A 25,329-nucleotide genomic window follows, 5' to 3' on the forward strand; every position below is an offset into this window, starting at 1 on the left:
ATTCCCCTACATTCCACGCTTGCCTGCTGAAAAAGCAGGCAACCACTACACTTCGGGCAAAAAGCTTCACTACAAACGTCTTGGACACAATCCCCAATTTCAGCTTTCCATTCCGCTAACCCTTCCCGCTATGCTGGGAAGGAACACTACATTCCAGAGCCAAAATCGTGAATTAAGTCCGCTTTAAATTCTACAAAACAGGATAATTCATTTTCATAACTCAGATAACATTATATTCATATATTATACCAAATTATATGCAAACTAAAGATTACTTACAACTATTAGAATATATATAATTTGAAAGTTTTAATTATTATAAATAACGCTGCTTACGGTAAGTTAAAAACCCGTTATGTATTAAGAATAGTAATTTAGTTAAGGAAAGAAGTACTGAGTTTTTCAGGAAATACTTAAAAATATGGAAATACTTGATTATTTTGATAGTTTCTATAAGATTGGAAAAGAAGCTAAGCAAGAATTAAAGAATATAATAATCGAAAAGCAATATGGTAAAAATGCTATTGTTCAAGATATTGGAAATACGTGCCGAACATTATATTTCGTAAAAGAAGGTGGGGCGAGGATATTTTATTACAATAAAGGCAATGACATTACTGAGCATTTCGCATTTAAAAATGAAATTATTGTTCGAGCAGAAAGTTTATTTACAGGACAAACTACTACGAAAGGTATTGAGACCATTGAAAAAACAATTATGTTCACCATTGATGCAAATGCTTTGTTCAGATTATATGATGATTACCATAATATAGAACGTCTGTTCCGATTGATTTTTGAAAATGAATTTGTCAATGCTATAAGAAGAATTGAGAGCTTTCAATTGAAAACCGCTACTGAACGTTATATAGAATTATTGAATTTTACTGATTGGGTTCAGAAAATTCCACTTAAACACATTGCATCTTACTTGGGAATTACACAAGTTTCGTTGAGCCGTATTCGAGCAAGTCTGACGTAATTATTTATCATTTGTTAAAGGAAACGCAATCAAATAGATTGAACTTTGTTGCACTATATATTTTTATTTATTAAAAATGGAAAAGGTCAAACTTGGATTGAAAGAAAATTGGAAGCAGTTTGCGCTCTTGGTAATCGTAAATGCCTTTGTGGGCGGAATGATTGGACTGGAGCGCGCTATCTTTCCGCAATTTGCCGAGTTGGAATTTGGGGTTGCTTCCAAGACAGCTATTCTCTCGTTTATTACTGCATTCGGGATTACCAAGGCAATAGCCAACTATTATACAGGTCGGCTTGCCAATAAATTCGGTCGTAAGAACTTACTTTTATTCGGTTGGTTAATCGCTATTCCTATTCCATTTATGTTGATTTATGCACCCAGTTGGAGTTTTGTGATTTTTGCAAATGTGTTATTGGGCGTAAGCCAAGGGTTAACTTGGAGCAGTACAGTAGTAATGAAAATTGACATTGTTGGCGAAAAAGACCGTGGCTTTGCAATGGGTTTAAACGAGTTTGCAGGATATTTTGCAGTTGGTGTCGTTGCCTTCTTGACAGGCCTAATTGCTAACAAATATGGTATAACACCCTATCCATTTTACCTTGGTATATTCATTTCAATCGTTGGTTTTATTTTGACAGCCGTGTGGGTAAAAGACACAAGGATTTTTGTTCATAAGGAAAGTTCGACCGACAAAACGGCTAAGCTTGACAATATATTTTTAGAAACGACTTTTAAAAACAAGACTTTGAGTTCAGTTACACAGGCAGGACTTGTAAACAATCTGAATGACGGAATGATTTGGGGCTTGCTTCCAATCATCCTATTATCTCTGAACTATAACAACGAGAATATCGGAATAATTACGGCCATTTATCCAACTGTTTGGGGTATAGGACAACTATTTACGGGCAAAATGTCTGACCACTACTCAAAAAAGGCTATGCTATTTTGGGGTATGCTTCTGCAAGGATTATCAATATTGCTCATTCCATTCAGTAGTGATTTTTATGTTTTAGCAGCCATTTCGGCAATTTTGGGTTTAGGAACGGCATTGGTCTATCCTACTTTTCTCTCAACCATTGCCCAAGCAACAAACCCAAGCCAACGTGCGGAAAGTATCGGTTCATTCAGACTTTGGCGAGATTTAGGATATGCCTTTGGTGCAATAATATCAGGTATAATTGCTGATTTATTTGGAGTTGAATATGCTATTTTCTTAATAGGTGGCCTGACCATTATTTCTTCGCTCATTATCAAATTCCGGATGCCAGAACAAATAAAAACAATCAAAGAATGTATTGAAGTGGATGAAGTAAAACAAGCCTTTAAAAACAACAAATAAATCCAAATCATTGATGTAAGAAGCAAAGAAGAATATGAACAAGCACATATTCCAAGTGCTTTGAATATTTCACTTCAAGAGCTAAAAGAAAAAAAATCTCGCAACTCGATAAAAACTTTCAATTTGTTACTGCTTGTGGTAAAGGAGGTAGACGTTCAGCGGACGCAGCAAAACTGTTAAAAAGCCTGAACTTAATGCTAATTGGCTTTGTGGTGGAGCAAATAACTGGCTCAAAATCAATGAATGATATAAAATACTGTACCCAATAATGGCTAAATATTATTTGATGATCGCGCATACTTTTGAAAATTTGAGTAGCTTTTTATAATAGTATACTTGTAAAGTTAAATGCCAAACTACACAACTACTCATTTCAAAATGGAGGCCGTTGAACAAAGTAAATCAAACTATCACATACCACTCAGCCCATTCCCTTTATTTCGTGAAAAACTACATTCCCGTGCCAACATCGTGAATTAAGTTCGCTTGAAACCCGTCTTATTTTTCACGAAGTCTATTTGTTTTTTAATTCAGTTATATTGTATGAAATTTTAGCTTAAATGGAAAAACTAACGGAAAATAAAACCATTGAATTACTGATGCCTCATTTGGTTCAACAAGGCTATGAGATAGAGAGTTATTGCTTGGGCCAAATGAGAGGATATGATATTGTAGCTGTTAAGAATGACAAAAAATTATTAATTGAGGTAAAAGGTGCAAAAGCACATAAGGATTCGCCAACAAAGCGACGAGATTATTTCAACTCTGGACAGATTAAAACTCATTTAGGTAAAGCAATTATTAAATGCTTAGAAACCAAAGTTGCGTTTCCAAATGCAAAAATTGCCATTGCTCATCCCGAGGATAAACAAATAAGAAAAGCAATAGCCAGTATTATTCCAGAGCTCAATAAGATAGGTATACAGCATTATTGGGTTAATGCTAATGGAACGGTAACCCTTGAAAAATAATTGATTTTGAATACAACAATGAATTCCAAATTATCTTCTTTATTTCATTTCTTGAATGAGAACAGATATTATAATAAATGGGTTCAATCAAATTCTTATAACCGGTTTTTAGCGCCGTTCGATTCACTCGAAGATAAATTATATTCAGTTCTTCATCACGTAGCGAATACACAAAGCCAACCTAAAATTGACTTACTTGCACCTTTTTTTCAGAAAGTATATTCGAATAAATTACAGCTTCATAGTTTTAAGACATTCATCGATTTTCTAACAGATAAAGAAAATGGTGCCTATAATTATGAATCTCTTTACTATGGTATGTTGAGACAAAAAGGGTGGGGCAACAAAACATCTGCCTTATTTACCAAAACCATTTATCACTTACATAATGTTAAGTATGAATTTCAAAATTCAATATGGGACGATGCACCCAAACTCATAGACGTGAACGAGAAATTTTTCTTGCCAGTTGATGCTGTAATTGAAGCAATTTTCCATCGTATTGACCCAACAACTAAATGGAATTTCCATAAAATAAATAAACTGCTACTGCATAATTATTCTTCTGAAGAAATGGAAGTTTGGGATGACCTTTGGTTTTGGGGGTTTATAAATCAACGCGGTTCTGGTCTAACAAGAGAATTTGTTTGGAACGAATCCAAATATTGGACATTACTTGAGACTGAAAAGAATAATGCTGTGATTGAAGAGATAAAATTGAAATCGTTGCAATTCCTTTCCATATTGAACCCAAAACAGCAACATATGTATTTGCTATTATCATATTCTAAGTATGTCTGAATTTAGATAGGTTTAATTTCCAATTATTACCACTTAATCTATATAGTGGCAATAATTTGTTTTCAAATATTCGCCACTTTTTTGTATTTTTGGCAAAGTTTTGATTTTTAACTATGCCAAAGATTATTGAAAATAAACTGATAGAAGCTTTCAAAGACCGTAGTTCTTTTGATAGGGATGCGCTATATAACTTCTATCTGGATTTCGAACCGGATCTAAAAGAAAGTACATTTAGTTGGCGAATTTATGACCTGAAGATAAAGGACATAATTAAAACCATTGGTCGTGGACTTTATGTTATTTCCTATAAACCTAAATATAAACCTCTTCTATCTGATAGTGTGTTCAAGATAGCCCGTAAAACCAATGAGCATTTTGAAGACATAAAATATGCCATTTGGGAAACCCAATGGCTCAATGAGTTTTCTCAGCACCAGACGTCAAATCAAATGATTGTCGTCGAAGTAGAAAAAGAATTTGTAGACTCACTCTATTACTACCTAAATGATAATCTAAGAATGGATTTTTTCCTAAATCCAGATGAAAAGGAAATTCAATTCTATATTTCAGAAAGTAACGTGCCAGTTATCATTAAACGTTTGGTGACAAGGGCACCCATACAAAAAATAAAGAATAAAAAAGCGGTAGTGCCCATTGCAACTCTTGAAAAGATTATGGTGGACCTGTTTGCAGATGAAACTCTGTTACATTTTTACCAAGGTTCTGAAATGGTAAACATCTACGAGAAAATAATTGATAGATATAGCATCAATTTTACAAAGTTGTTCAGCTATGCCAAGCGACGCAAAAAAGAACAGGAAATAAAGCAGTTTATAAGCAACAACATTCCAAATTTTTTAGAAGATATTCAATATGATTAACAACAAAAGTTTTGAAAAGGAATGGCTGAATGGCTTCCGTGCAAAAAAGGAACATAAGGGAATCGATGTAACCATTCTGGAAAAAATGGTTCTCGCACTATCATTACTCGAACATTTAAAAGTTTCAGGACTCGATTTTGTTTTCAAAGGGGGAACATCACTTGTGCTTTTGCTAAAAGAAGGGAACCGATTTTCTATTGATATCGATATTATTTCGAGCGTTGAGCGTGATAAATTAGAAGAAATTTTGGATGCAGTTGTAGCCAATTCACATTTCAAAAAGCACGTGATTAATGAGCATAGAAGTTATAAGGAAGGTGTTCCAAAGGCACATTACACCTTTGAGTTCGAGTCGGTATATAATCCAAACGTTCCTGGAACCATTCTATTGGATATCCTTTTTGACAGTCCGCACTATCCAGAACTTATAGAATCGCCCATTGAAACACCTTGGCTGTCAATCGATGGAACTGCTACAACGATTACTACGCCTTCGGTAAACGCTATTTGTGGCGATAAGCTAACAGCTTTTGCACCAGATACCATAGGCATACCATACTACAAAGGCGACCAGTTATTTGCAATGGAAATCTGCAAGCAATTGTTCGACTTGGGAAAACTTTTTGAAAATATTACTGATGTAGCAATGGTAAAGAAAAGTTTTTCAGCTTTCGCGAAAGCAGAACTATCCTATCGAAGTTCAGACAAGGATTTTAGTAAAAGGAAACTCAATGAAAAGGATGTGCTATGGGATTCCATAAATACCTGTGCTATTATGGCAAGACGAGAACGTAACCCAACCGCTGAAAAGAAAAAGAAATTTGCAGATTTAAGCTCTGGCATACGAAGCTTTGGTAGCGCATTTTTAATGACAGGGAACTTTAGGATTGAAGAAGCATTGGCAGCTTCGGCCAAAGTAGCTTATTTGAATGCTATTATTCTACAAAAAGAGGATGTTGAAATAGAATATTATGAGAATCAGGATACAAAGGAATTGGTTATTAAAAATCCGGATTGGGCCTTTTTGAACAGATTAAAACGCCAACCCGATAAATCTATATTTTATTATTGGTACAAGGCGGTAGAACTATTGTAAATTAATGTGAATGGAATTAAAGTATATTATAGAAACCTGTGTCGCTATCGACATCGCAATTTTGGGTATAGCATATCCTATTATCGTGGATAAAATATCCAATATAGGCCACAAGTTTTCATCAAACTATCTGGCTAATGCTTTTGAAAATGAATTTCCGCAGACAAAACTTTTTGGGATATTTCCCGGAAGGTCAAGAAGAATAACAGTATTTGAATGGGTTTTGTTCTTTACAATTGGCTCGTTTATATTCTTAATATTAGACCTTGAACCACTTTTTTGGAAGGATAGTTGGATGATGCAAAACTCAGCAAAACTTCTAACACTATTCTTAACAGTATCATTGGTTGTCATTTTTATTATTTGGTTAGATAAGGTTTCGCTGTACAATGGCAAGTCCACACGTTTGCTTACCTATATAATTTCCGAATACCGAAAGCTAAAAAAAGATCAAGATGATAAATACCATTTTAAGATTATCAATGAACTTGCAATATTTGCCATTAGGACACAGGATAAAGGTTTAGAGGAAACATTGGTTAATTTCTACACGGAAGAATTCAATAATTACCGTGCTAACTTCATTAGACCAAGAGAGGAAGAAAAACCTGATGGGTTTGAAAACTTTAAAGTTGAGTTTAATCACGAGTTTCATTATGGTATTAGGGAAATTATAAGAGAAGTTGCCAAAGGTAGAAATGAAGACTTACAAAGTCTCGAATATTTTGTTGTAAGTGGCGTATGGCTAATGGGACAAGGTATTTTTGAAACACCCATCTCAAATGACACCTATAAAGAACTTTGGCGCAATGTTGTACTCATATCAAACAATCCCAAGTTTGTAGGTAATTATTGGGGCACGGCACATCAATACTTTAATTTTGGATTGCAACGAGTCTATGGCACAGATTACAATTTTGAGACTAAAAAATATGATAACCAGTCATTAATAGATAAAAGAGACAACGAAAGAAAACGTTTTTTTGAGTTTCACTTGGCATTAGGAGGCTTATTGATTTATCAGAAAAACTATGAAGCTCTTAAAACATTATTTACATACACACAACACCAGCCACCTAAATATGTTCTGCTGCCTAATAATATGACCGAGATTTTTACGTGGTTCAGTAGCTTTAAAGACGAGTTTGGGAGAGGTTATTACCCTATTGATTTATCATACCCTTTCCCAGGATTGGATAATTTAGGAAACAGAAGGCGTGTTACATTCTACATCTGTCAGTATTTGACATTGCTTTTTCTAAGGCAGTTTACATTGCCAAAATACAATACCTACGACAATTTTACAGGACAACCTACATTACCTCAAGCCGAAGTGTTAGAACTATTACGATGGCAAGAATCCATAAATTATTTCAGGTTTTGTTTAAAAAAGGTGTTGAAAGATGAAAATCTCTTAAATACAATATGATATGAAAAAGAAGGAGATGAAGAAGCTAAAAAAGAAGTCATCAAAATTTATTGATGTTCTCGAGTCATCAATTGAAGAGGCTATTGAAGCTGCAAGATTAAATGCGGATATTGACTACGAAAAAGAATGGGAATTCTATGAAAAATCTAAAGATGCGATTGTTGGAGCATTAGAAAAGTTTGATAGTATTCAAAATTCAGAGAAGGATTTTGAAGGAGAGCCTACTATATCTTTCGGTGTAAACGGTACAATGAATTTATTTCAAAAATCTGCATTTACAACTGGAGATATTCCACATCTAAATGCAGACACGATATTATCCCAGCAGATAGTTTACCAGAACATCAATTATTATATTCCCAATGCGTTTTTATCGGCACGGAAAAAGAGGTATCTTCTTCGTAAAGAAGATTTGGTAAAAGGGATAGAAAAATTAGGTTTTGATGTGGACAGAGATATTATGGTAGCAATGAATCTTAATATATATGGTATCGATGATTTCCAGAACATTGAGGAACATATTACCCGAGTTCCATCTACAGGACTCAAAAATGTACTGTTTGTTTTGCCGAAAGCCGATTTGCCTATCCTAAAACATAAAGAACTTGAGGATAGTGAACAGCAAGAACATCAATTGGGCATATTAGATGATGATAGAAAAATCTATGGTTCTTTAATCGACCTAACACAAGATGCCAATGCGGGACATAGAGAAAAATGGAAAAATTCAAACATTGATTTTGCGACCGATTTAAAAGTACAGCTAACTATAGCTTTTATTACTGAAGTTGTTTGGAAAGCCAATGCTAATGTAGTTCAAATTAATATTGAAACTTCATTAAAAGAACAGGGCATCGTAAATGAGCTGTCTGATATAGAGAAGTTAGTGCCAAAAAAGGAAACCAATGATTGAGTTCAGAAACCCTCATCATATAGAACCACCAGGCGTTTTGAGACAAATTCTATCTCATCCCGTAAATGACACAGAAGTTATTGAACTTGCAGTTTTTCAAGAACATCGTTACGCATTTTTCTATTGGAACAAATGGATGCAAGACAACAAATCTAAGATTCCACCTTGTTTGGTTTCAATGGATTGGCATCAGGATTTATGCTATCCGTGTGAAACAGAAAGAGAATGGCTTGATAAATTGGATTTGACAAGCGATGCAGAAGTCGCTTTGTTTTCTTGGGCCAAATTAGCTGGAAATAACGATGGGCATATTCTGTGTGCGGCATATCTTAACTTGATTGGCGATATTTATGTGCATTGTAGGCAAGAAATGGAACCAAATACTTGGCAAGATGAAGAATTGATAGACACCTATGGCAACAAACACACCATCAAAAAATTCAAAACTTATGAAGGTCTTCAAGATGCGCTTTTGAAGTCGTCAGAGTCGTCCGTATTTTTTGATATTGACTTGGATTTCTTTTCAGTAAATAACGGCCTGAGTGATGGCTCGTTCGAATTCACGTATCTTCAAGAAGAAGAAATAAGAACGATGTTCGATAAAGACCATCCGCTAATAAGTTGGATTTTTGAGCGGATAAAAGGGTTTACTATTGCAACAGAACCTGAACATTGTGGTGGGCTTTTAAAAAGTAACAAATTTCTTGACCTAATTAGTGACATTTATTTCAACCCAGAGTTGTTTGCCCCAAAATGCAATTGGAAATAGAAGCCAAAGTATTAATAATCCACTCAGCACATTCCCCTACATTCCACGCTCGCCTGCTGAAAAAGCAGGCAACCGCTTCATTTGTTAAAAGAGCTTCATTACAAAGGTCTTGGACGCAATCCCCAATTTCAGCTTTCCATTCCGCTAAACCTTCCCAGTGCAACGCGAAGGAACATTTGTCTTGAGCGCAGTCGAAGGGCTACATTCCAGAGCCAAAATCGTGAATTAAGTCCGCCAAAAGTTGATAATATTCATACAATATATCAGCAATTTAAACTCGTAAAATACACCCATCAAAAGACTACGGCATAAAGCCACCACCTACACCAATCCTAATTTATTCCGTTTCCTTTTGAGCTGTGATTTTAACTTCCGTTTGGGTACTGCTCAAATATTGTTTAATAAAAATATACCATTATGAAACGAGTATCCGAACAGTCTAAAATTTCGCTACAAGAAGCTGAAATGCATTATGAAAAAAGTAGTGAAAATTACAGCATTGATAGTGGCGAAGGCCATATAGCTTATTACCGAGATAAATATCCGCAGCATTATAAAATGCTATTAAATAACGTTTAACCTAAAATTTAGAAGCTATGTGTTTACAAAACTTGCAACAGGATGACATATTTATTCCATCAGAAATGAAATCCTTAAAATCTCTGACCCAGATGGAATCCCTTAAAGGGTTTGAAAATGCCATAATCTCAAATGGAAAAATTGTGAATGTTGTGTCTAACGATTACTGCCACATTCCAAATCAATTGTTCTTCAAGAAAGCTGAAGCAATCTTGGTTGAAGCTCAATTTGAATTTTACAAACGAACCGTAAATAGAAATGACAGGTCGTTCATAACAGAATTCATTTTTATCGATAAAAATCAATTTACAGTCAAGAATGAAAATGATTTGATATTGCCTATGCTTCGCTTCAAAAATTCGTATGACGGAAGTGAAATGACTTCAGGTCACTTTGGGTATTACAGGGAAGTATGTTCTAATGGTCTGCACATTTCAGAAGCGCAAATCGAATTTTCAATAAAGTACAATATAAACAACAGCGAGATGGTAATACCAAGACTGAAAAATTTATTAAATGAGTTTATGAACAACAATTTCTACAAAATTGCAGAGAAGTTTCACAAAATGAAGAACTATAGGGTTACTGACACAAAGGAATTTGTAAAAGCTGTTTTAGACAAAACAAAATTGTTCAGATATGAATGTGGCGATGAAAATCGTGAGCTTTCCAAGTTATCCCTTGAAGTTATCAGAGTCTTGAACTACGAAGCTCTACTGCTTGATGAAGTGCCTAATATGTGGTTGGGTTATAATGCATTCAATTCAACAATACACGAAACATTAGAGAAAAGCTTTAGTCAACAAGAACTGTTGGATAAGAAGTTGTTTGATATAATTTATGAAATGGTGTAATAATGATAAAGGTTTGTCCAGTACCTCAAACTGGATGGCTGAACATATCGCGAACGATTACTTCTAATCCCACTCAGCACATTGCCCTACATTCCACGCTCGCCTGCTGAAAAAGCAGGCAACCACTTCATTCCGTGAAAAGAGCTTCACTACATATATCTTGGACACAATCCCCAATTTCAGCTTTCCATTCCGCTAACCCTTCCCGCTATGCTGGGAAGGAACACTACATTCCAGAGCCAAAATCGTGAATCAAGTCCGCTTTTCTAATCGGAAAGCCATCGGCTTGATTTTCTTGACAGGATTTTCGGCACGGTCTTCTTGAGCCCTCACTCGAAAATCCTTAAAAATCAAACCGCTGTCTTACACATTTTAAGGGGTTTATAATGGATAAAGCCTTTGTTGTTTTTCGGGTCGTCGAAAAACAGGCACGACATAACCAATTCTAAAATAAACACAGCTACTTATCTCGCTTAACTGCCGGTACGCTCAAACGCAACTGCGTTTAAAAGAATTGCTAATGCCCTTATGGAACTTGTCAAGACTGCACAAGTTTTAGTGAAAAATAAGGTTTCTACTTCCTTGAAATCCGCCGAAAAAAGGCGAATTTACTACGTCGCAAACACACCTGATTTTACCCGAAAAGTCTTGACAAAACCCACTCTATCCATTGTGCGATGCACAGAAGAAAAGAACAAACACCCCTTAAAATTTAATCTGTTTTAAATCAATAGGGGAAATATAAATCACTTAAATATTTTATTATGAGTACTATTAGAAATCACGTACAATTGATTGGAAACGTTGGACAAGAACCAACAGTTACGAACCTTGAAAGCGGTAAGAAAGTAGCCCGCTTCTCAATCGCTACAAACGAGTATTACAAAGACAGTAAAGGCGAAAAGCAAACGGACACCAACTGGCATACCGTTGTGGCTTGGGGCAAGACGGCTGAAATCGTTGAGAAATTTGTCGAAAAAGGCAAAGAAGTAGGAATTAAAGGGAAGCTAAAAACCCGAACCTATACCACCGATGATGGTAACCAACGCTATGTAACGGAAGTTGTAGCCGATGAAATCCTATTACTTGGAAGCAAGAGCGACAAGTAATCTTTAAAAAGAAAGAGGGCGCACCTGTCGAAAGTTTCGCCCTCTTTTTCATTATTCACACATTTAAATATATGCACAATGAAAGCACAAGTTAACGAAATAAAAGAGCGGTTGCAATATTTTACAGGAACAGAAATGTTCTACCAAATCCCATTATTAAGAACCCGATTTACGGACGGATTGAAATATTTATCAGAAGTCGCTGAATGTTTTTGGCTCATTACGGACACGTCCGTAATTGCAAAAAGTCTGATGAACCGAAGCGAATTTATCACAATCGATTTTAAAAGATTGCCCGAAGAAAAACAGGATTATTCTGGTTATGAAGCTGAGATAATTTACAGCGACGGCAACGATAATATTTTGGAAAAACACGGTTACAGGGCAACCGATTTTCCACTCGATGAACTGCGGTTATTTTTTGTAAATGATACGCTGATGTTGCCAAGTGAATACTAAATTTTGAAGTTATGATTTACATTAAATTTCAAGATTTGAGCGAGGAAAAACAAGAGGAACTCTTACAAGTTTCGAGAGAACACGTTACACATATTTATGGGGAATCCATCCAAAAATATGTTGACGAAACTGGGGCAGATTATGATAGTTTGATAGATGAAGAAATGATTAAGAATTTATACACTTATAACTTCGTTTTCAACATATAATTTCCCAATGATAATTTTAAAACACCTCTAAATTTTAGAGGTGTTTTTCTATGTAATTAATATATAATCAATAAAAAAACGTATCTTTATTTCGCTGAAATTCAGCATTCAAATTTAAGTAGGGTTATCCACTTTTCGACTTTCGCCGATAACCGTACACATCGAAAAACAACATATCGGAAAATCATTTTCCCTGAAAATGGCAATCGGCTCTTTAGCCGGATTGTATGGATTTTTGTCACGCTTACGCGTGACGAAAAGGAATAGCAAGAGGGTAACGGGCTGCGCCGCGTTACATATTCCATTTTCATTTTAATCTATTGATTTTTAAGTACTTAAAAATAAAGTAGATATAAAAAACCCATCGATTTGCGTCAAATGGTCTTGAAACACCAGTAAACAGGGATGGATTTACGTCAAATCTTTAAAAAAGCGAAAGGAAATGGACTCATTCATCACTATCAGGTTCAAACGGAAAACTGCCAAAAGGTTTCAGGAATTTTCCAAAAAGCACTTCAAAACGCACACCGAAGCGATGGAAAATATCCTTGATTTTTTCCTTTACAATGAGATATCCCCAAAGGAAAAATTGGGACCAACTGGACGTACTATGGAAGCTAAGTTACTCAAAAGAATCAATGCAGTTATCGCCATAATGCGAGATGTGGAAAAGACACAAACCAAACCTACAGTCGCAATGTTGCAATCCCTTTTTGTAATGGACGAACCCAAAAAGAAACCGCTCATTTTGGAAAAAAAATATGCTGAGGAAAAGAAAGAAGTACGCTTTCGCGAAAAGCGAAACACCAACAATGAACTTTAAAAATTTAGCTTATGTACATTACGATCACACCTCAAAAAATGGGCGGTAACTTTTCAAAAAGTTCAGCAGATTTTGTTGGCTATTTAGAGAAGGAAAACCAAGGGTTGGAACATCAGGATATGGAACATTTTTTCAATCAATATGGCGATGAAATTTCCGCTGAAGAAGTAGTCAAAGAAATAGATGGAAATACCGCAAAATTGGAAAAACACGAACCAAGATTCTATTCAATTACCGTGAGCCCTTCAAAATATGAATTGCGAAAACTTCAGAACAGTAGCGAAGATTTAAAAACCTACACCCGTGAACTGATGAAGGATTATGTTACCAGCTTCAATCGGGAAATTCACGGAAGACCCATAACCATAGACGACATAAAATACTATGCCAAAATTGAACATAAAAGAATGTTCAAGGGAACAGATGTTCAGATTAAGGAAAACCAACCTTTCGCCACAAAAATACTTCAGCTAAAAACCGATATCCGAAATATTCAAGAAGGACGAGCTGAAGGGAACATTCAAAGAATGAAAAAGGAAATCTCTATACTGGAACGCCAAGCGCCACATCAACAAAATGGAAAACGGATTGTCCAGGGAATGGCGAAAGATGGAAACCAAAGTCATATCCATATCATTGTGAGCCGAAAGGATACATCAAACAGATTCAGTTTGTCACCAGGAAGTAAATACAAGGCATCCGATGTGAAGTTGAATGGGGAAACCGTAAAACGTGGTTTTGACCGTGATAAGTTTTTTGAGAAAGCTGAAAAGACGTTTGACAAGACTTTTGGCTACAAACGTAACTTTGCCGAGACCTACAAAGCACGAAAGGATTTTGTAAAAAATCCCAATCTATATTTCGCTGCCTTGATGAATTTGCCAGCAAACGAAAAGGCATTGGCGTTTAAAATGATAACCAAAACAGGATTACCGATAGTGCCAAGTATTCCAGTCAGTCAAACACAAATCGCACTTCGGATTTTCAAACGGTTAAGACGTGGCGCAGAAGTGGCCATCAAATCAAGTTCCATCGGAATCTAATTGATATGGAAATGGACAACCTCATAACTATACTTTCAATTATTGCTGTGGCCAGTATGGTTTTTTATGCGATGTTTCGAGTGAGCAAGTATGCGCTTTTCTTGAATTTTATAATGCTTTCGTGCTTGGTTTTCTATTTAACTGAAGTGAACGAATTAGTATCGATATTGCTATATCTGGTATGCCCTCTAATGCTAATTAATATAGGATTGTATGTTTTTCTGCATAAAACTGAAAATGCACAAAATAGCGATAGAAAGTATCAAGTCAATTTTGCTACGACTAAAGGAAATTTCAAGTTAGATAATATTAAACGTGGCGCATCTATCATCGGTTCTGCCGGAAGTGGAAAGACTGAAAGTGTGGTCTATGGCTTTTTAAAACATTTCCGGAAAAAGCACTTCTGTGGAATCATTCACGACTACAAGGATTTTGAACTGACCGAAATGGCGTATCCGCTTTTCAAGGATAGCGATATTCCGTTTAAGGTCATTTCCTTCGATAAAATAATCCATAGGGTAAATCCTATTGCACCACGCTATTTAGAGAACGAGGAAAGCGTAAACGAAGTGTCACGGGTATTAATCGAAAACCTTTTGGAACAAAGAGAAAGCGGAACTACTGGAACTACAAAATTCTTTAACGACGCGGCGGAAGGTTTGATTGGTGGATTGATTTGGAAACTGAAAACCGACTATCCCAACTACTGTACGCTTCCACATTTGATAGCAATTTATCAAATGCTCGATACCGATAGCCTAATCCAGTTTTTAGAAACCAACACCACATCGAGAGCGATGGCAGATGCATTTATTAGTGGTAAGGATTCTGATAGACAGACCGCTGGTGTAAAAAGTACATTGGCAAATGCTCTGAAACGAATTAGTACACAGCGCATTTTTATGGCTTTGTCCGCAGACGAAGTGCCATTAAACATTAATAGCGAAGAAAATCCTGCAATCATTTCGGTAGTGAACAATCCAAAATATGAGACATCCTATTCGCCCGTTATTGCAACCATAATACATACGATTACCAAGCAAATGAGCGTGCGCGGTCAAAGACCGTCGTTCTTGCTGATGGAAGAAGCACCTACGATTCGTCTGTTGAATATGCACCGAATTCCGGCAACGCTTAGAAGTTATGACATCGCTACTATTTATGTGATGCAGGATAAAATCCAGAATGATATGATGTACGGCGATAAGGCAAGCAAGGCGATATTAAGCAATCTATCCTATCAGTTTTTCGGCAAAGTTAACGACCCAGACACGGCTAAATATTACGAACGCTTTTTTGAAATTATCAAAGACCCTACGAAAAGCATCAGTCGTGGTCATAATCTCGATTTTGATACGCGGATTACTACTGGCGAAAAGGAAATTCCGAAAATTAGAGCTGATGTGTTTTTTAGATTAAAACAGGGCGAGTTTATTACCTACGCTGATGGTAAGGATAAGAAAGTGCAATTTAAATTGTCAAGAATACAAAGGCAGCTTCCTGAAGAATTCAAGCAATTTTCTCAGGTAGATTTAGCAACTAATTTTACGAAGATATATAGAGATGTAAAAACTATATTTAGTTAACCAATTCTGGTTTCATTAATAAATATTATGATTTCACTATCTTGATAGGATAATGTTATATTTATAATTGGTAAATGAGTTTTAAACAATACTACACATCAATGCTTTAATTGAAATTTGAAAAACGCTGAAGAAATACAAGAACTAAAAGCAATTGTTGAAAAATTATGTGGAAAACATCATTTAATCATACAAATCGCCGAGGATAATTATTTTAAGATATTTACGGATCAATCCTCTGGTATTACACTTTTTCTTCAGTTAGATGAGAACCAGAATTTATCATTTTATTTTCTTCAGAGAACGTACGATGTGTTTTATACTGGCGATAGGTCTGATGCACACGTTATTCTAAGTTTGATGTTTACGGCTTTCTTGAGGTTCTACAAGTCGGGAATTTCTTGTGAGCAATTTGATATTGCCCATCCTGCAGTTCAAGATGAAATATGGGGAAGGTATTTGGTGCCTATTCAAGTCCCAATTTTACACGGAATTTCAACTGCTAAACAACTTATTGAAGTTGTCACGGAAATTATAGAAATGGTTGCATTTTGGCGAGAAAGCTTATGGTATTTTACAGGCTGCCCTTGTGATAAATGTATGAAAGCTGAAAACCTTAATAATTCAAATTACAAGTATTCACTTGAGGATATCGAAGACTTGTTCTCAGATCTGCATAGCATATCCAGTCGTAATAATTATGGGGACCGTGAACGACCTGAATGGGTGTATTTCTATGATATAGAAGAGGAAGTTACAATGATAAAATCAAGTAGCCTCGCAAAATTTCTCAACGCAACATTGCAGTTGCGTACAGATAAAATAGAATATTTGAAAGGACAGAATGGGACATTCGTTCTGAGCGACAATATAAAAAACTTTGTTCACGATGATACCAAATCTGAAATGGATGAGTACTTTGAAAGAGTAAATACGAACGGTAAATTAAAAGGATATCCAGTTATTCCAATGGAAAATATGATTGTAACCGTTATGGATGATTACATCATTGCCTTAGGCAGAATATGTGGATTTGAAGAATATAAAAAAGAGAGAGAACTCATTAGACAGCGCCACAATAGAGAGTCAGAACTTCTGTTTCCGATTCCCCAGTTCAAATGGAAAGAAAAGGTCTGTCCGGATCAATTTGAATTATTAGTTAAAGCCCTATTGGAACGTGAACCAAATGTAAAAAGTGTAAGAAGGCCGGCACCCATAAATCAAGGTGATAAGGGTAGGGATTTAATTATTGAATGGAATGTAATAAATGAATATATGTCCGATACCGCACCGCCAAGAATATTGATTAAAGTTGTAGGGCAATGCAAATCTGGAACATCCACAATTGGAAAAGGTAAGGTTTTAGATATCAGAGATACTATTGAAACTCACAATTCGCAAGGATATTTTTTAGCCGTAAATACCCAAATTTCTGCACCATTAACCGAAAAACTTGAATCACTCAAGTCCAAAGGCTTATGGGTCTCTTGGTGGAATAGGGATGATATTGAGATGCGCCTTTCTAAAAACCAAGATTTAATTCCCAATTTTCCAAAAGTTATAACATCCAGGAACAAAATAAAATTTGTAGACAAAGAAGATTAGTTTTATAACATAACTGTCCTCACAATCTTAAGGACAACCTTTGTTTAGAATTTATAATCTAATAGGTGATCTAATAGGTGGTCAAATAGGTGGTCAAATAGGTGGTGTAATAGGTGGTGAAAAAAGTGATTTAATTGATTCGATTAAATAAAATTTCAAACTAAAACGCGCTATTATAAGTAATTATCCATCCCAAATAATCTTGGTGAAGCACTTGCTAAGTTTTTTCGGCCGTTGTTACAATAGTCAGCTTCAATCTCAAAGACAATACAATTCCTATTGGTCTGTTTACTGGCAATGGCTGTTGCGCAACTTCCGCCAAAGGTGTCTAAGACTAAATCACCAGGTGTTGTGCTTTTTTCGATTAAGTAACTTATAAGGTTAACTGGCTTTTCAGTAGGATGGTTGTTATTTTTGGTCTTTGAAGATTTTAAAATATTACAATCGCGTTTGCCATTCAATTTTTTACTTCCGTTACTGCAAAATATAATCATCTCGTATTTTGGCGCATAGTCGCCTTTCAGATCACCACAACCGTGGTTCTCTTTTTCCCATATTAAGATGTTTTTTATTCTAAATTCTTTCTCAAGGAAAAACTTGAACACTTCCACATTATGCCAAGAGCAGAATACATAAAGATGCGCCTCAACTTTGCAAACACGCTTCAATTCCTTTACCCAATTATCTAACCAATCTAAGTTGTTGTCGTTTGGTATTTTTTTATGTCTTTTGCCTCGCTTATTACTTCTGTAGTTGATGCCATAAGGTGGATCCGTCAATACTAAGTCCACGCTACCATTAACGACGGACTTAATACCGATATTCCAGTCTATATTTAGTATTTTTTGCATCTGTTATACAGATTAGTTTCGTTACAATTAGAGCATAATTATGGCTATTCAGCTCTATTTAAAGGCTGAAATCAATTCAATAAATACAGAGAAATTAAACTGTTTAAAAAGGCCCCTTGTCCCTCGGTCCATTATGGGTTACCTTCCATTGGCCATCTTTTTGAACTAATTTAAATACACCAGGTTTAGGGTCGTAAGCTGTGGAATACTTTATCCAAGCCACATCACCTTCCGTAGCTTCATCGACAACCTTGAAATCGGATTCTGAGTTCTTATCCTCGACAAACATTTCCTGAATACTGGAAAGATTGGCATAGCCTTCTGCAGTAGTGTAATTTTTTAGTGTTGCCTTATCACTGTGATAAAAACTTTCAGCGACAACCTTGGCGGTTTCGGATGGGGACATATTCTTATTCCCTGTACAGGAAATAAATAACAGTAGTAGCGAGAAAACAACAAGTTTTTTCATAACAGTATTAATTTGGGTTATTAATATATCTATGCGATAGTTTCATTTCTATATTTCGTTCACCATCCTTTTCGTTCAATTCCAAAATTGCCCTACGGTCATCGGATAATGAAAATTTGGGCAATACATAAACGAATCGAGCCCTTTCATTTTCCTTAATCTTGGACGGCAGATTATGTTTATATATCGGTTCTTGATACAGTCGTTGCAATGATTTTCTTTTCCCTTTTTGTCTCGTTTCAATAGATAGGTTCAAGAAATTCAAATCGTAATCCAACGAAGAATTATTTTCAATCTCGATAACGAAATAGAGTTCATCCTTATCAAAAACAATGTTCTCTACGGTCAAGATAATACCTTCGTTTCGTTTCTTGATGCGCCCTATGCGCTGTTTTCTATTGAGAAGATATGAGCAGAATTTCTGGTAATAATAGTTGCTGTTATCTACAAGTTCTTCAGAAGATTCAACAAGAACCGAATCCTTTACAATCGGTTTTTCATTACCGATACTATTTGATAGCGGAATGAAATAATTGAGCTTAGAAAGCTGTTTTTTATACCTTACAATATACGAAAAAATCGAACCATTTCTATTGACTACCAGCAAATTACTTTCCTTTCCAGGGGTTGCTTGAAGAAGTCCGAAATACTGTTCTTTTTCACGGTTGTAGGTAAATACAAAATTATCTGAACCGGTTATGCCTTGCCGTATGGGTTCTGGAAAGAATAACGCAACATTTTTGGTGTCGTTAGCATAAATGGTGTCGAGTGGTATTGGTTGCTGTTGTGCTTTTGTGAAAGCGGAAATTAACACCATCAATATTAGAATAAATGTTCTCATAATTTAGGTTTTAAGATTAATCTGTAATTGTTCAGGACAGTAACCTTTACGTTGCGGTTACTTCGTCTTAGTACTTTTGTAACACCACCCACCTGTGGAACGGTAGGGATGTTAATGTCGCCAATAATATCGTCGAGAACTTCGGTGGTGGCTTCTGCTCTAAAATTGTTCTGTACATAGATACCTTCGCTACCATCTGACAAATCGAAGGCTTTGAGCTTAGTGGGATGATGCTTAATATTTTCAATTTCAATGAGCGCACGATTGGGCTGAAAGCTGATGAAACCGAAAATAGGTGTATTCTTAGGCATTTTTTTGCCATTAATCGTAGCAGTTTTAGTAAGGCGCATTCGCAATCTGGTATTCGCTTTTACAACTTGGTCGCCATCCACCACCACGTAAATAGTTTCATCTGTATTGCCGATGATTGAAACTTCATTGGGTTTAGGCGAAGCAGCAAAGAACAATTGATGTTCCAATCCCAATTCTTTTGCTTGGATTTTTTGTTCTCTTTTTACTTCAACAGAATCGACAGTTAATACCACTTTGCGAACAGTTTTTTTCTGTCCCAAATTTTGGTATCGCTTTTCTGAATATTGAATCTTGCCTGCTTCATAGATGCTATCTACGATACGCTCTTTTTCGCGTTCCGGAAGATCTGGGTCGTAAAATCCCAAGGAATCAATCAGTTTCTCATCGTAGATGCTTGGTGCGTTATTTTCCCGAACTTTTTTCAAGTCGTTAATCGCATCAAGTTTCGAATCATACTCTTTTTGATCCTCTTCTAAATCTGGCACTAAAGTCTGCTTAAGGTTTTCAGTTTCACTTTCATCATCGCCCATTACAATTACAGAATAGGAAATCAGGAATATGAAAATCACGGCCAATACCGCTGCAAATACTATTTTATTCTTTTCTACTTTCATAATCGTGTTTTTTTAAATGCCGATTACCTGCCCGAAGTCAGGCGGGTCGGCTTTCAATTTTCATCGTTTAGTTTTTTTAGAGTGTTCTCGAAATAGTTGGTAATCAATAATCCGTGTGGGTTGTTCGGGAAGTTTCGGTCAACCATAATCAGGTTTCCGGTGGAAACCAACTCGTAAGTATCGATGATTGAACCTCTATTGATTTCAAAAATGGTGGTCGTCGTAAAACCATACGAACCATTATTTTCAGATATTCTTGAATCGATACTCAGTACTTTTTGAACCAAGGAATACTGAAGCAATCTGTTATACACGCCATCGGCTTTTTTCTGGCGGTAGATATTATCCACAGAACTATTACCTAACCATAATGCCTTTTCCAAATTGCGTTCATAATTACTCGCATCGATGTTATAGAAGTAGTTATGGAACAGATCCAAATGTGCTAAAGCTTCAACCCGAAAATTTTCCTTTTGGGTCACGAGCTTCAGCGGAATGATACTACCATCGGTATTAATGGCAAAGGCACTATTGAGCGCTTTTTGATTGGTGTTAAATACCATCCAAACTGAAAATGTACTGGACAGCAACGCACAGACAACAACTGCCAAAACGATAAACCGATTTAGCTTTAGGACATTGTAAATATTCTTATATGGTGTTTTCATATTTTTATTTTAATCTATCTTAGGCCGTAAATAATCTGAGGGTAAAGGATGTGGCACGTTTGTACAATTTGAATTTCAGGAACACAATGAACCCTACCGACCCTAATTGGACCACAGGTGCAAAAAAACCGCTACCTACATCCGTTCCAAACAAGTTGACCCAGAAATTGGTGTTAATTTCGGTATATAGCGCGTTTACAAAAACATTGACCAGGAAGAACGCTGGTACGAGCATATATACCGCAGCATACAATTTGAAAAACGTATAGGCCAATGAGCGGAACTTTTCAAAGACTGCAAGGCTAATGACCAATGGAAAAAAAGCTTGCATTATTCCCAAGAGGAAGAATCGTTCAGCCAAGAATAGCGGATAAATAAATAAATCTAAAATCCACAGTATAATACCAATGATAAAAGCAAGTATTTTGAATCCATATAGTGGTGTCACCAAAGCTTCATAAAGCAATGTCATTGCATTTTTAGCAGCATCTATTAGGTTCACGTCCTCTTCTATGGGAATGTCTTGCATCTGTAAGGGCAACAATGCTGGTGCTGTGCCTCTATATTGCCCTTCAATAGCGACTAAAATACCATCGAAAAAACCCAATACCTGCGTTGAGAATATGACCAAAATAACGATGGCAAAATTCTTGACCAATTCACCAGGACTTAATCCCCAAGTGTAACCGTCCTTATCTGCAATGCCTTCATTGTACTTTTTAAGAATGTTGACCAAAAAGAACAGGACAGCGAGCGTTTTCATCCCGGCAATGGTGTATTGCGAAAAGTCGCTGGCCTGTATGGTCTGGAAAACGGTATCGATATATTCCAGTCCGATTCCTAAGAGAATGGTCGCCGTCATTTTAATATTCGGTTTCTCGATTATTAATTTTATCCTGCATTTTTCTAAAGGAAATGATATCCTTATATCTTCTTGTCTTTGTGGTGATGTTGACAACCATTTCTTTTGATTCCAGTTCTTTTGCTTTAAGAATTTCAGCACGTTCGGCATCGCTCATTTTTAGGTAATCGCTGGATAGGACTTCGTCTATAAAATCTACTGTGTCTAACGAGTTTTGTACTATGGCGTCAAACGATTCCACAACCCTTGAAACTTCATCGGGTTTGATGTAGGGCGAATTCAAAATATCCTGCAAATCATTTTGCATTACGTTGATAAGACGCTGATTATTCTGTCCAATTTCCTCAACTGCTCTCAGTTGCTCAACAACGCTTGATACTTTCTCTATTGCCTCTTTTGCATCTTTCAAGAATTTTACAGACTTAATCATCTGAGCTGTCTGTTTACCTGATTCTATAAGTTGTTTTACCAAACTGATAAAATTTGTATTATCGTAAGTAGGCATTCCTTGGGCGGTTGCTTTGCCTGACATAAATAAGGTCAATACTACCGTTGCTACTAAAATTTTGATTTTTGTCTTCATAATATTATGTTTTAGATGTGAATTGAATTATTGCTTTTTGCATATCGTGATGCTCGCTGTAGAGCTTCATTATTTCCTCGTTTTCTTTTCCATCGGTCAGATAAGCGGCATAAACTTCATTCGGAACTTCAAGACGGAAAATGTTACTTTCCCTACCGATTTTAATAAACATTTCGGTGTACTTCCGTGGTCCGGAAAGGTTGTTTTTGATGGACTTTAATTGGTTTAAATCGTGACTGGATAGATTGAGCCTTTTGACCAATTCGTCATAGCCTTTTTCATTGTTTAAGCTATAAATGACTTGGGTGTTCTCTAATATGCTTGCGGAAGTTGAGTTGTTAGGCAATTGATTAATGGATTGTAGAATAATCCCAATCGCACCGTTTTGTTTACGAATAGCTTGATAGTAAAATTCTACACTTTCCAATACATTTTCAAACTTCAATTGCTTGGCAAACTCATCGAAAAGGATGATTCCTTTTTCGGCTCTGTTTTTCCAAATGGTTCGTTGGATAGCGGATTTGATGAGCTTGAGCATTACGGACAAGATTTCCTTGTTGTCCTTGACTTCATCCAGTTCAAAAACAATCAATCGCTTATCCTCGATTTTATAAGTTTGGTCCTCGCTTACTTCAAAAAGGAAGCTATATAGACCATCACCGACATATTCGGACATTACGTGCAAAAAGCTCGTGACATTGAAATAGTCGGGATGGATTTTTAAGGTGTCCAGAAGGTCTTTCTGATTCCTTTCTATAAAACTGTAAAAACCGTCTAACGAGTGATTTTCTGAAGTGCTTTCGTAGTAATGGCGCAGTATCTTTTTAACCGATACCGATTGTGCTTTAGTCACTTTTAAATCTGAAGCAAACAGCTCAAACAAAAAAACGGATAGGTCTTCCAGTCGCTCAGGTGTCAGGTCATTTGTATCACTTATGTAAAAAGGGTTGATGCCTAAGTTCTTTCCGCTTTCGTAGCGAAGCACCGTGTATTTTTCGGGATAGAGTTTGGCAAACTTGGTGTATGAGCCACCCAAATCAATGATGACCAAGCGAACACCACTTTCAAAATATTGGCGCAGTATGTTGTTTGCCAAAAAGGATTTCCCTTCGCCTGTTGGTGCAAAAATGGCAAAGTTTCTTGCCTTAATTCTTTTCTTCTTTTCATCCCAAACATCTTTCAGAACAGGAATGTTATGCTCGCGGTCATTAAAGATAATTCCGGTGTTATCACTTTTGTAATTGGTGTTATTGATGAACAGGCAAAGCGCGTGTTTTAAATCGGTTACGTATAAATCATTGTTTGAGAAATTGGAAGAGAAACAGCAGTAACTATTAAGGATGTAATTCTTGCGTTCTTCGCCTCTCGGATAGTATGGTATGATATCCAGTTCTTTAAATTCAGTCTTTATTTTTGAAGTTATTTTATCGAGCTCTTTGGCTTCTTTTGCCCAGTACACGATATTGAGATGACCACGAATAATTCGGGCATTGTCATCAGCATTGATTTGGTCAAGGATGTGCTGAATTTTGCCAAGAACCACTTTATTCTGCGAACCGAAGTTGGAACTTTTGTTGAGTTCCTCAATCTTATTATCGAGCAGTTTACGCCACTTTTGTTTGTCATCTAAATAAAGGATTTGATTGACAATGTGATTCTCATTAAGCGTAAGCCCTAAGCCATCAATAAACCCTTGATGAAACACAAAATCGTCAGAAGTGAATTTCTCATTGGTTTTGCTACTTTGTACACTTTCGCCAAAGCACAGTTCGCTGTTGATGGCCAGGGCATCAAAATGGTTTTCGCCAATATTGACGCTTTTTTTGTCCAGTAAAATGTCAGTATCATAACCTTCATTAAAGCCATTGAAGTAGGCACTTGTTAGTTGTTGTATTTCTTCCGCTTTAAGCGAAATAAAATCCATCTTTCGGCTATTATTGATGAAAGAAACGGAATCGCTTACCGAGTTGGCGAAGCTATTGATATTATCATCCAGTTCCTGTACGATTCCCTTTGAAACCTTTCGGAACGGATTGACATATTTAGGATTGTTTAGAGCCTTATTTTTGGTCAAGATGAAGAACAAATAACAGCTATGTTCGATATGTTCACGACCTTTAAAATGCTCGTGGGTAGCCTTTTCCAAAAAGGTTGAATTCGGAAGTTGTTCTGAAGTATATGATTTCTTGAGGTAGATATCCTGCTTGTGAACCACAGTACCAACAGGCAATGACTTCAACGCCTGAAACCAAGCACCGTGTATATCCTCAAAATCCTTTTCAGATAAGGAATAGATTTCTGGTAGATTTCCTCTGTAGCACAGAATAACATTGCCATTATTGGCAAATACGATATTGTTCTGAATATCTACGATGGGTTGATATGCCGAAAGGTTAATCTTGTTCATAATCGAAGCCAGAGTTTCTTTTGTTACTAATGATTTGCGGAAATGCCTTTGCCATTTGGAATAGCTGCGGATTGTGGGCTATTCTTGTCAGCGCCACATATAGGGAAGCATTGAACACCAATACACCTATTATTATCCCAAAGCTGAATGAGAATATGATGATGAGCAAAGAAGCCAAAATAGAAACCATCATCAAGGCAAACAGGGAAATGGGCAATCCAAAAATGACCGCCCTTTTCCTGATATTTTTATAGACCTCGAAGCGTTTCAT

Annotated in this window: 29 protein-coding genes; 20 read left to right on the plus strand and 9 right to left on the minus strand. The window is 36.2% G+C overall.

Annotation, left to right across the window (positions count from 1 at the left end; all coding sequences use genetic code 11):
* The first annotated feature begins 19 nt into the window (after nt 1–19).
* The 20 genes from C8D94_RS15240 to C8D94_RS04195 all read left to right on the plus strand — a co-directional run bounded on the left by C8D94_RS15240 (nt 20) and on the right by C8D94_RS04195 (nt 17,451).
* Complete coding sequence (locus C8D94_RS15240; protein ID WP_170134711.1) at nt 20–187, plus strand: hypothetical protein; 168 nt, start codon at nt 20–22, stop codon at nt 185–187.
* Between the two features lie 234 nt (nt 188–421).
* Nucleotides 422–982, plus strand: coding sequence for a Crp/Fnr family transcriptional regulator (locus tag C8D94_RS04105; protein ID WP_115122607.1), 561 nt, complete (start codon nt 422–424; stop codon nt 980–982).
* A gap of 76 nt (nt 983–1,058) precedes the next feature.
* Nucleotides 1,059–2,324, plus strand: coding sequence for an MFS transporter (locus C8D94_RS04110; protein WP_115122608.1), 1,266 nt, complete (start codon nt 1,059–1,061; stop codon nt 2,322–2,324).
* A 9-nt stretch (nt 2,325–2,333) separates the two neighbouring features.
* Nucleotides 2,334–2,504: a rhodanese-like domain-containing protein gene (locus C8D94_RS15560; RefSeq protein WP_394340208.1), complete on the plus strand. Its 171-nt coding sequence runs from the start codon at nt 2,334–2,336 to the stop codon at nt 2,502–2,504.
* Between the two features lie 380 nt (nt 2,505–2,884).
* Nucleotides 2,885–3,295, plus strand: a complete 411-nt coding sequence (locus C8D94_RS04120) for a hypothetical protein (protein ID WP_115122610.1) — start codon at nt 2,885–2,887, stop codon at nt 3,293–3,295.
* A 6-nt stretch (nt 3,296–3,301) separates the two neighbouring features.
* Entirely contained in the window at nt 3,302–4,096 is a 795-nt protein-coding gene (locus C8D94_RS04125; RefSeq protein WP_147278493.1) for a hypothetical protein, read from the plus strand.
* 113 nt (nt 4,097–4,209) lie between these two features.
* The gene (locus C8D94_RS04130) at nt 4,210–4,977 is read left to right on the plus strand and encodes a DUF6577 family protein (protein WP_115122612.1); all 768 of its coding nucleotides are present in this window, start codon (nt 4,210–4,212) and stop codon (nt 4,975–4,977) included.
* Complete coding sequence (locus tag C8D94_RS04135; protein ID WP_115122613.1) at nt 4,970–6,073, plus strand: nucleotidyl transferase AbiEii/AbiGii toxin family protein; 1,104 nt, start codon at nt 4,970–4,972, stop codon at nt 6,071–6,073. Before C8D94_RS04130 ends, C8D94_RS04135 begins: the two co-directional genes overlap by 8 nt.
* Nucleotides 6,074–6,083: 10 nt before the next feature.
* Nucleotides 6,084–7,502: a hypothetical protein gene (locus C8D94_RS04145; RefSeq protein ID WP_170134712.1), complete on the plus strand. Its 1,419-nt coding sequence runs from the start codon at nt 6,084–6,086 to the stop codon at nt 7,500–7,502.
* Between the two features lies 1 nt (nt 7,503).
* On the plus strand, nt 7,504–8,415 hold the full coding sequence (locus C8D94_RS04150; protein WP_115122616.1) for a hypothetical protein: 912 nt from the start codon (nt 7,504–7,506) through the stop codon (nt 8,413–8,415).
* Nucleotides 8,408–9,184, plus strand: coding sequence for a UPF0489 family protein (locus C8D94_RS04155; protein WP_115122617.1), 777 nt, complete (start codon nt 8,408–8,410; stop codon nt 9,182–9,184). Before C8D94_RS04150 ends, C8D94_RS04155 begins: the two co-directional genes overlap by 8 nt.
* A gap of 417 nt (nt 9,185–9,601) precedes the next feature.
* Complete coding sequence (locus C8D94_RS15245) at nt 9,602–9,763, plus strand: hypothetical protein (RefSeq protein WP_170134713.1); 162 nt, start codon at nt 9,602–9,604, stop codon at nt 9,761–9,763.
* A gap of 17 nt (nt 9,764–9,780) precedes the next feature.
* Nucleotides 9,781–10,617: a DUF932 domain-containing protein gene (locus C8D94_RS04160; protein WP_115122618.1), complete on the plus strand. Its 837-nt coding sequence runs from the start codon at nt 9,781–9,783 to the stop codon at nt 10,615–10,617.
* A 764-nt stretch (nt 10,618–11,381) separates the two neighbouring features.
* Nucleotides 11,382–11,726, plus strand: a complete 345-nt coding sequence (locus C8D94_RS04165; protein WP_115122619.1) for a single-stranded DNA-binding protein — start codon at nt 11,382–11,384, stop codon at nt 11,724–11,726.
* A 78-nt stretch (nt 11,727–11,804) separates the two neighbouring features.
* Nucleotides 11,805–12,185 (plus strand): DUF6876 family protein, encoded by a 381-nt coding sequence (locus C8D94_RS04170; protein ID WP_115122620.1) that lies wholly within the window; start codon nt 11,805–11,807, stop codon nt 12,183–12,185.
* An 11-nt stretch (nt 12,186–12,196) separates the two neighbouring features.
* Nucleotides 12,197–12,394: a hypothetical protein gene (locus C8D94_RS04175; protein ID WP_115122621.1), complete on the plus strand. Its 198-nt coding sequence runs from the start codon at nt 12,197–12,199 to the stop codon at nt 12,392–12,394.
* 442 nt (nt 12,395–12,836) lie between these two features.
* On the plus strand, nt 12,837–13,217 hold the full coding sequence (locus C8D94_RS04180; RefSeq protein ID WP_170134714.1) for a BfmA/BtgA family mobilization protein: 381 nt from the start codon (nt 12,837–12,839) through the stop codon (nt 13,215–13,217).
* A gap of 11 nt (nt 13,218–13,228) precedes the next feature.
* The gene (gene mobB / locus C8D94_RS04185; RefSeq protein WP_115122623.1) at nt 13,229–14,260 is read left to right on the plus strand and encodes a MobB family relaxase; all 1,032 of its coding nucleotides are present in this window, start codon (nt 13,229–13,231) and stop codon (nt 14,258–14,260) included.
* Nucleotides 14,261–14,265: 5 nt separating this feature from the next.
* Entirely contained in the window at nt 14,266–15,846 is a 1,581-nt protein-coding gene (locus C8D94_RS04190; RefSeq protein ID WP_115122624.1) for a type IV secretory system conjugative DNA transfer family protein, read from the plus strand.
* A 117-nt stretch (nt 15,847–15,963) separates the two neighbouring features.
* Entirely contained in the window at nt 15,964–17,451 is a 1,488-nt protein-coding gene (locus tag C8D94_RS04195) for a PDDEXK family nuclease (RefSeq protein WP_115122625.1), read from the plus strand.
* 173 nt (nt 17,452–17,624) lie between these two features.
* On the opposite strand, the gene C8D94_RS04200 is transcribed toward C8D94_RS04195, so the two are convergent.
* The 9 genes from C8D94_RS04200 to C8D94_RS04240 all read right to left on the minus strand — a co-directional run bounded on the left by C8D94_RS04200 (nt 17,625) and on the right by C8D94_RS04240 (nt 25,329).
* Nucleotides 17,625–18,302 carry a DNA-methyltransferase gene (locus C8D94_RS04200; RefSeq protein ID WP_115122626.1) on the minus strand — a complete coding sequence of 226 codons (678 nt, stop codon included), beginning with the start codon at nt 18,300–18,302 and terminating at the stop codon, nt 17,625–17,627.
* A gap of 103 nt (nt 18,303–18,405) precedes the next feature.
* The gene (locus C8D94_RS04205) at nt 18,406–18,771 is read right to left on the minus strand and encodes a hypothetical protein (protein WP_115122627.1); all 366 of its coding nucleotides are present in this window, start codon (nt 18,769–18,771) and stop codon (nt 18,406–18,408) included.
* Between the two features lie 7 nt (nt 18,772–18,778).
* Nucleotides 18,779–19,612, minus strand: a complete 834-nt coding sequence (locus C8D94_RS04210; protein WP_115122628.1) for a DUF4138 domain-containing protein — start codon at nt 19,610–19,612, stop codon at nt 18,779–18,781.
* Nucleotides 19,609–20,538 carry a conjugative transposon protein TraM gene (gene traM / locus C8D94_RS04215; RefSeq protein WP_115122629.1) on the minus strand — a complete coding sequence of 310 codons (930 nt, stop codon included), beginning with the start codon at nt 20,536–20,538 and terminating at the stop codon, nt 19,609–19,611. The genes C8D94_RS04210 and traM overlap by 4 nt, the downstream gene beginning before the upstream one ends.
* A gap of 53 nt (nt 20,539–20,591) precedes the next feature.
* Entirely contained in the window at nt 20,592–21,206 is a 615-nt protein-coding gene (locus C8D94_RS04220; RefSeq protein WP_115122630.1) for a conjugal transfer protein TraK, read from the minus strand.
* Nucleotides 21,207–21,225: 19 nt separating this feature from the next.
* On the minus strand, nt 21,226–22,068 hold the full coding sequence (locus C8D94_RS04225) for a hypothetical protein (RefSeq protein ID WP_115122631.1): 843 nt from the start codon (nt 22,066–22,068) through the stop codon (nt 21,226–21,228).
* Between the two features lies 1 nt (nt 22,069).
* On the minus strand, nt 22,070–22,651 hold the full coding sequence (locus C8D94_RS04230; RefSeq protein WP_115122632.1) for a conjugal transfer protein: 582 nt from the start codon (nt 22,649–22,651) through the stop codon (nt 22,070–22,072).
* A 4-nt stretch (nt 22,652–22,655) separates the two neighbouring features.
* Nucleotides 22,656–25,058, minus strand: a complete 2,403-nt coding sequence (locus C8D94_RS04235; RefSeq protein ID WP_115122633.1) for a TraG family conjugative transposon ATPase — start codon at nt 25,056–25,058, stop codon at nt 22,656–22,658.
* The gene (locus C8D94_RS04240; RefSeq protein ID WP_115122634.1) at nt 25,045–25,329 is read right to left on the minus strand and encodes a hypothetical protein; all 285 of its coding nucleotides are present in this window, start codon (nt 25,327–25,329) and stop codon (nt 25,045–25,047) included. Before C8D94_RS04240 ends, C8D94_RS04235 begins: the two co-directional genes overlap by 14 nt.

It is taken from the genome of Marinirhabdus gelatinilytica (assembly GCF_003353425.1).
In the GTDB taxonomy this organism is placed as follows: domain Bacteria; phylum Bacteroidota; class Bacteroidia; order Flavobacteriales; family Flavobacteriaceae; genus Marinirhabdus; species Marinirhabdus gelatinilytica.

What these genes read in the sequence shown, in the direction of transcription:
- C8D94_RS04160 (WP_115122618.1), top strand. Translation starts at nt 9,781, where the DNA reads ATGTGTTTACAAAACTTGCAACAGGATGACATATTTATTCCATCAGAA.
- C8D94_RS04105 (WP_115122607.1), top strand. Translation starts at nt 422, where the DNA reads ATGGAAATACTTGATTATTTTGATAGTTTCTATAAGATTGGAAAAGAA.
- C8D94_RS04130 (WP_115122612.1), top strand. Translation starts at nt 4,210, where the DNA reads ATGCCAAAGATTATTGAAAATAAACTGATAGAAGCTTTCAAAGACCGT.
- traM (WP_115122629.1), bottom strand. Translation starts at nt 20,538, where the DNA reads ATGAAAGTAGAAAAGAATAAAATAGTATTTGCAGCGGTATTGGCCGTG.
- C8D94_RS04145 (WP_170134712.1), top strand. Translation starts at nt 6,084, where the DNA reads ATGGAATTAAAGTATATTATAGAAACCTGTGTCGCTATCGACATCGCA.
- C8D94_RS04220 (WP_115122630.1), bottom strand. Translation starts at nt 21,206, where the DNA reads ATGAAAACACCATATAAGAATATTTACAATGTCCTAAAGCTAAATCGG.
- mobB (WP_115122623.1), top strand. Translation starts at nt 13,229, where the DNA reads ATGTACATTACGATCACACCTCAAAAAATGGGCGGTAACTTTTCAAAA.
- C8D94_RS04240 (WP_115122634.1), bottom strand. Translation starts at nt 25,329, where the DNA reads ATGAAACGCTTCGAGGTCTATAAAAATATCAGGAAAAGGGCGGTCATT.
- C8D94_RS04175 (WP_115122621.1), top strand. Translation starts at nt 12,197, where the DNA reads ATGATTTACATTAAATTTCAAGATTTGAGCGAGGAAAAACAAGAGGAA.
- C8D94_RS04205 (WP_115122627.1), bottom strand. Translation starts at nt 18,771, where the DNA reads ATGAAAAAACTTGTTGTTTTCTCGCTACTACTGTTATTTATTTCCTGT.
- C8D94_RS04165 (WP_115122619.1), top strand. Translation starts at nt 11,382, where the DNA reads ATGAGTACTATTAGAAATCACGTACAATTGATTGGAAACGTTGGACAA.
- C8D94_RS04225 (WP_115122631.1), bottom strand. Translation starts at nt 22,068, where the DNA reads ATGACGGCGACCATTCTCTTAGGAATCGGACTGGAATATATCGATACC.
- C8D94_RS04235 (WP_115122633.1), bottom strand. Translation starts at nt 25,058, where the DNA reads ATGAACAAGATTAACCTTTCGGCATATCAACCCATCGTAGATATTCAG.
- C8D94_RS04200 (WP_115122626.1), bottom strand. Translation starts at nt 18,302, where the DNA reads ATGCAAAAAATACTAAATATAGACTGGAATATCGGTATTAAGTCCGTC.
- C8D94_RS04230 (WP_115122632.1), bottom strand. Translation starts at nt 22,651, where the DNA reads ATGAAGACAAAAATCAAAATTTTAGTAGCAACGGTAGTATTGACCTTA.
- C8D94_RS04190 (WP_115122624.1), top strand. Translation starts at nt 14,266, where the DNA reads ATGGAAATGGACAACCTCATAACTATACTTTCAATTATTGCTGTGGCC.
- C8D94_RS04150 (WP_115122616.1), top strand. Translation starts at nt 7,504, where the DNA reads ATGAAAAAGAAGGAGATGAAGAAGCTAAAAAAGAAGTCATCAAAATTT.
- C8D94_RS04155 (WP_115122617.1), top strand. Translation starts at nt 8,408, where the DNA reads ATGATTGAGTTCAGAAACCCTCATCATATAGAACCACCAGGCGTTTTG.
- C8D94_RS04120 (WP_115122610.1), top strand. Translation starts at nt 2,885, where the DNA reads ATGGAAAAACTAACGGAAAATAAAACCATTGAATTACTGATGCCTCAT.
- C8D94_RS04135 (WP_115122613.1), top strand. Translation starts at nt 4,970, where the DNA reads ATGATTAACAACAAAAGTTTTGAAAAGGAATGGCTGAATGGCTTCCGT.
- C8D94_RS04110 (WP_115122608.1), top strand. Translation starts at nt 1,059, where the DNA reads ATGGAAAAGGTCAAACTTGGATTGAAAGAAAATTGGAAGCAGTTTGCG.
- C8D94_RS04180 (WP_170134714.1), top strand. Translation starts at nt 12,837, where the DNA reads ATGGACTCATTCATCACTATCAGGTTCAAACGGAAAACTGCCAAAAGG.
- C8D94_RS15245 (WP_170134713.1), top strand. Translation starts at nt 9,602, where the DNA reads ATGAAACGAGTATCCGAACAGTCTAAAATTTCGCTACAAGAAGCTGAA.
- C8D94_RS04210 (WP_115122628.1), bottom strand. Translation starts at nt 19,612, where the DNA reads ATGAGAACATTTATTCTAATATTGATGGTGTTAATTTCCGCTTTCACA.
- C8D94_RS04170 (WP_115122620.1), top strand. Translation starts at nt 11,805, where the DNA reads ATGAAAGCACAAGTTAACGAAATAAAAGAGCGGTTGCAATATTTTACA.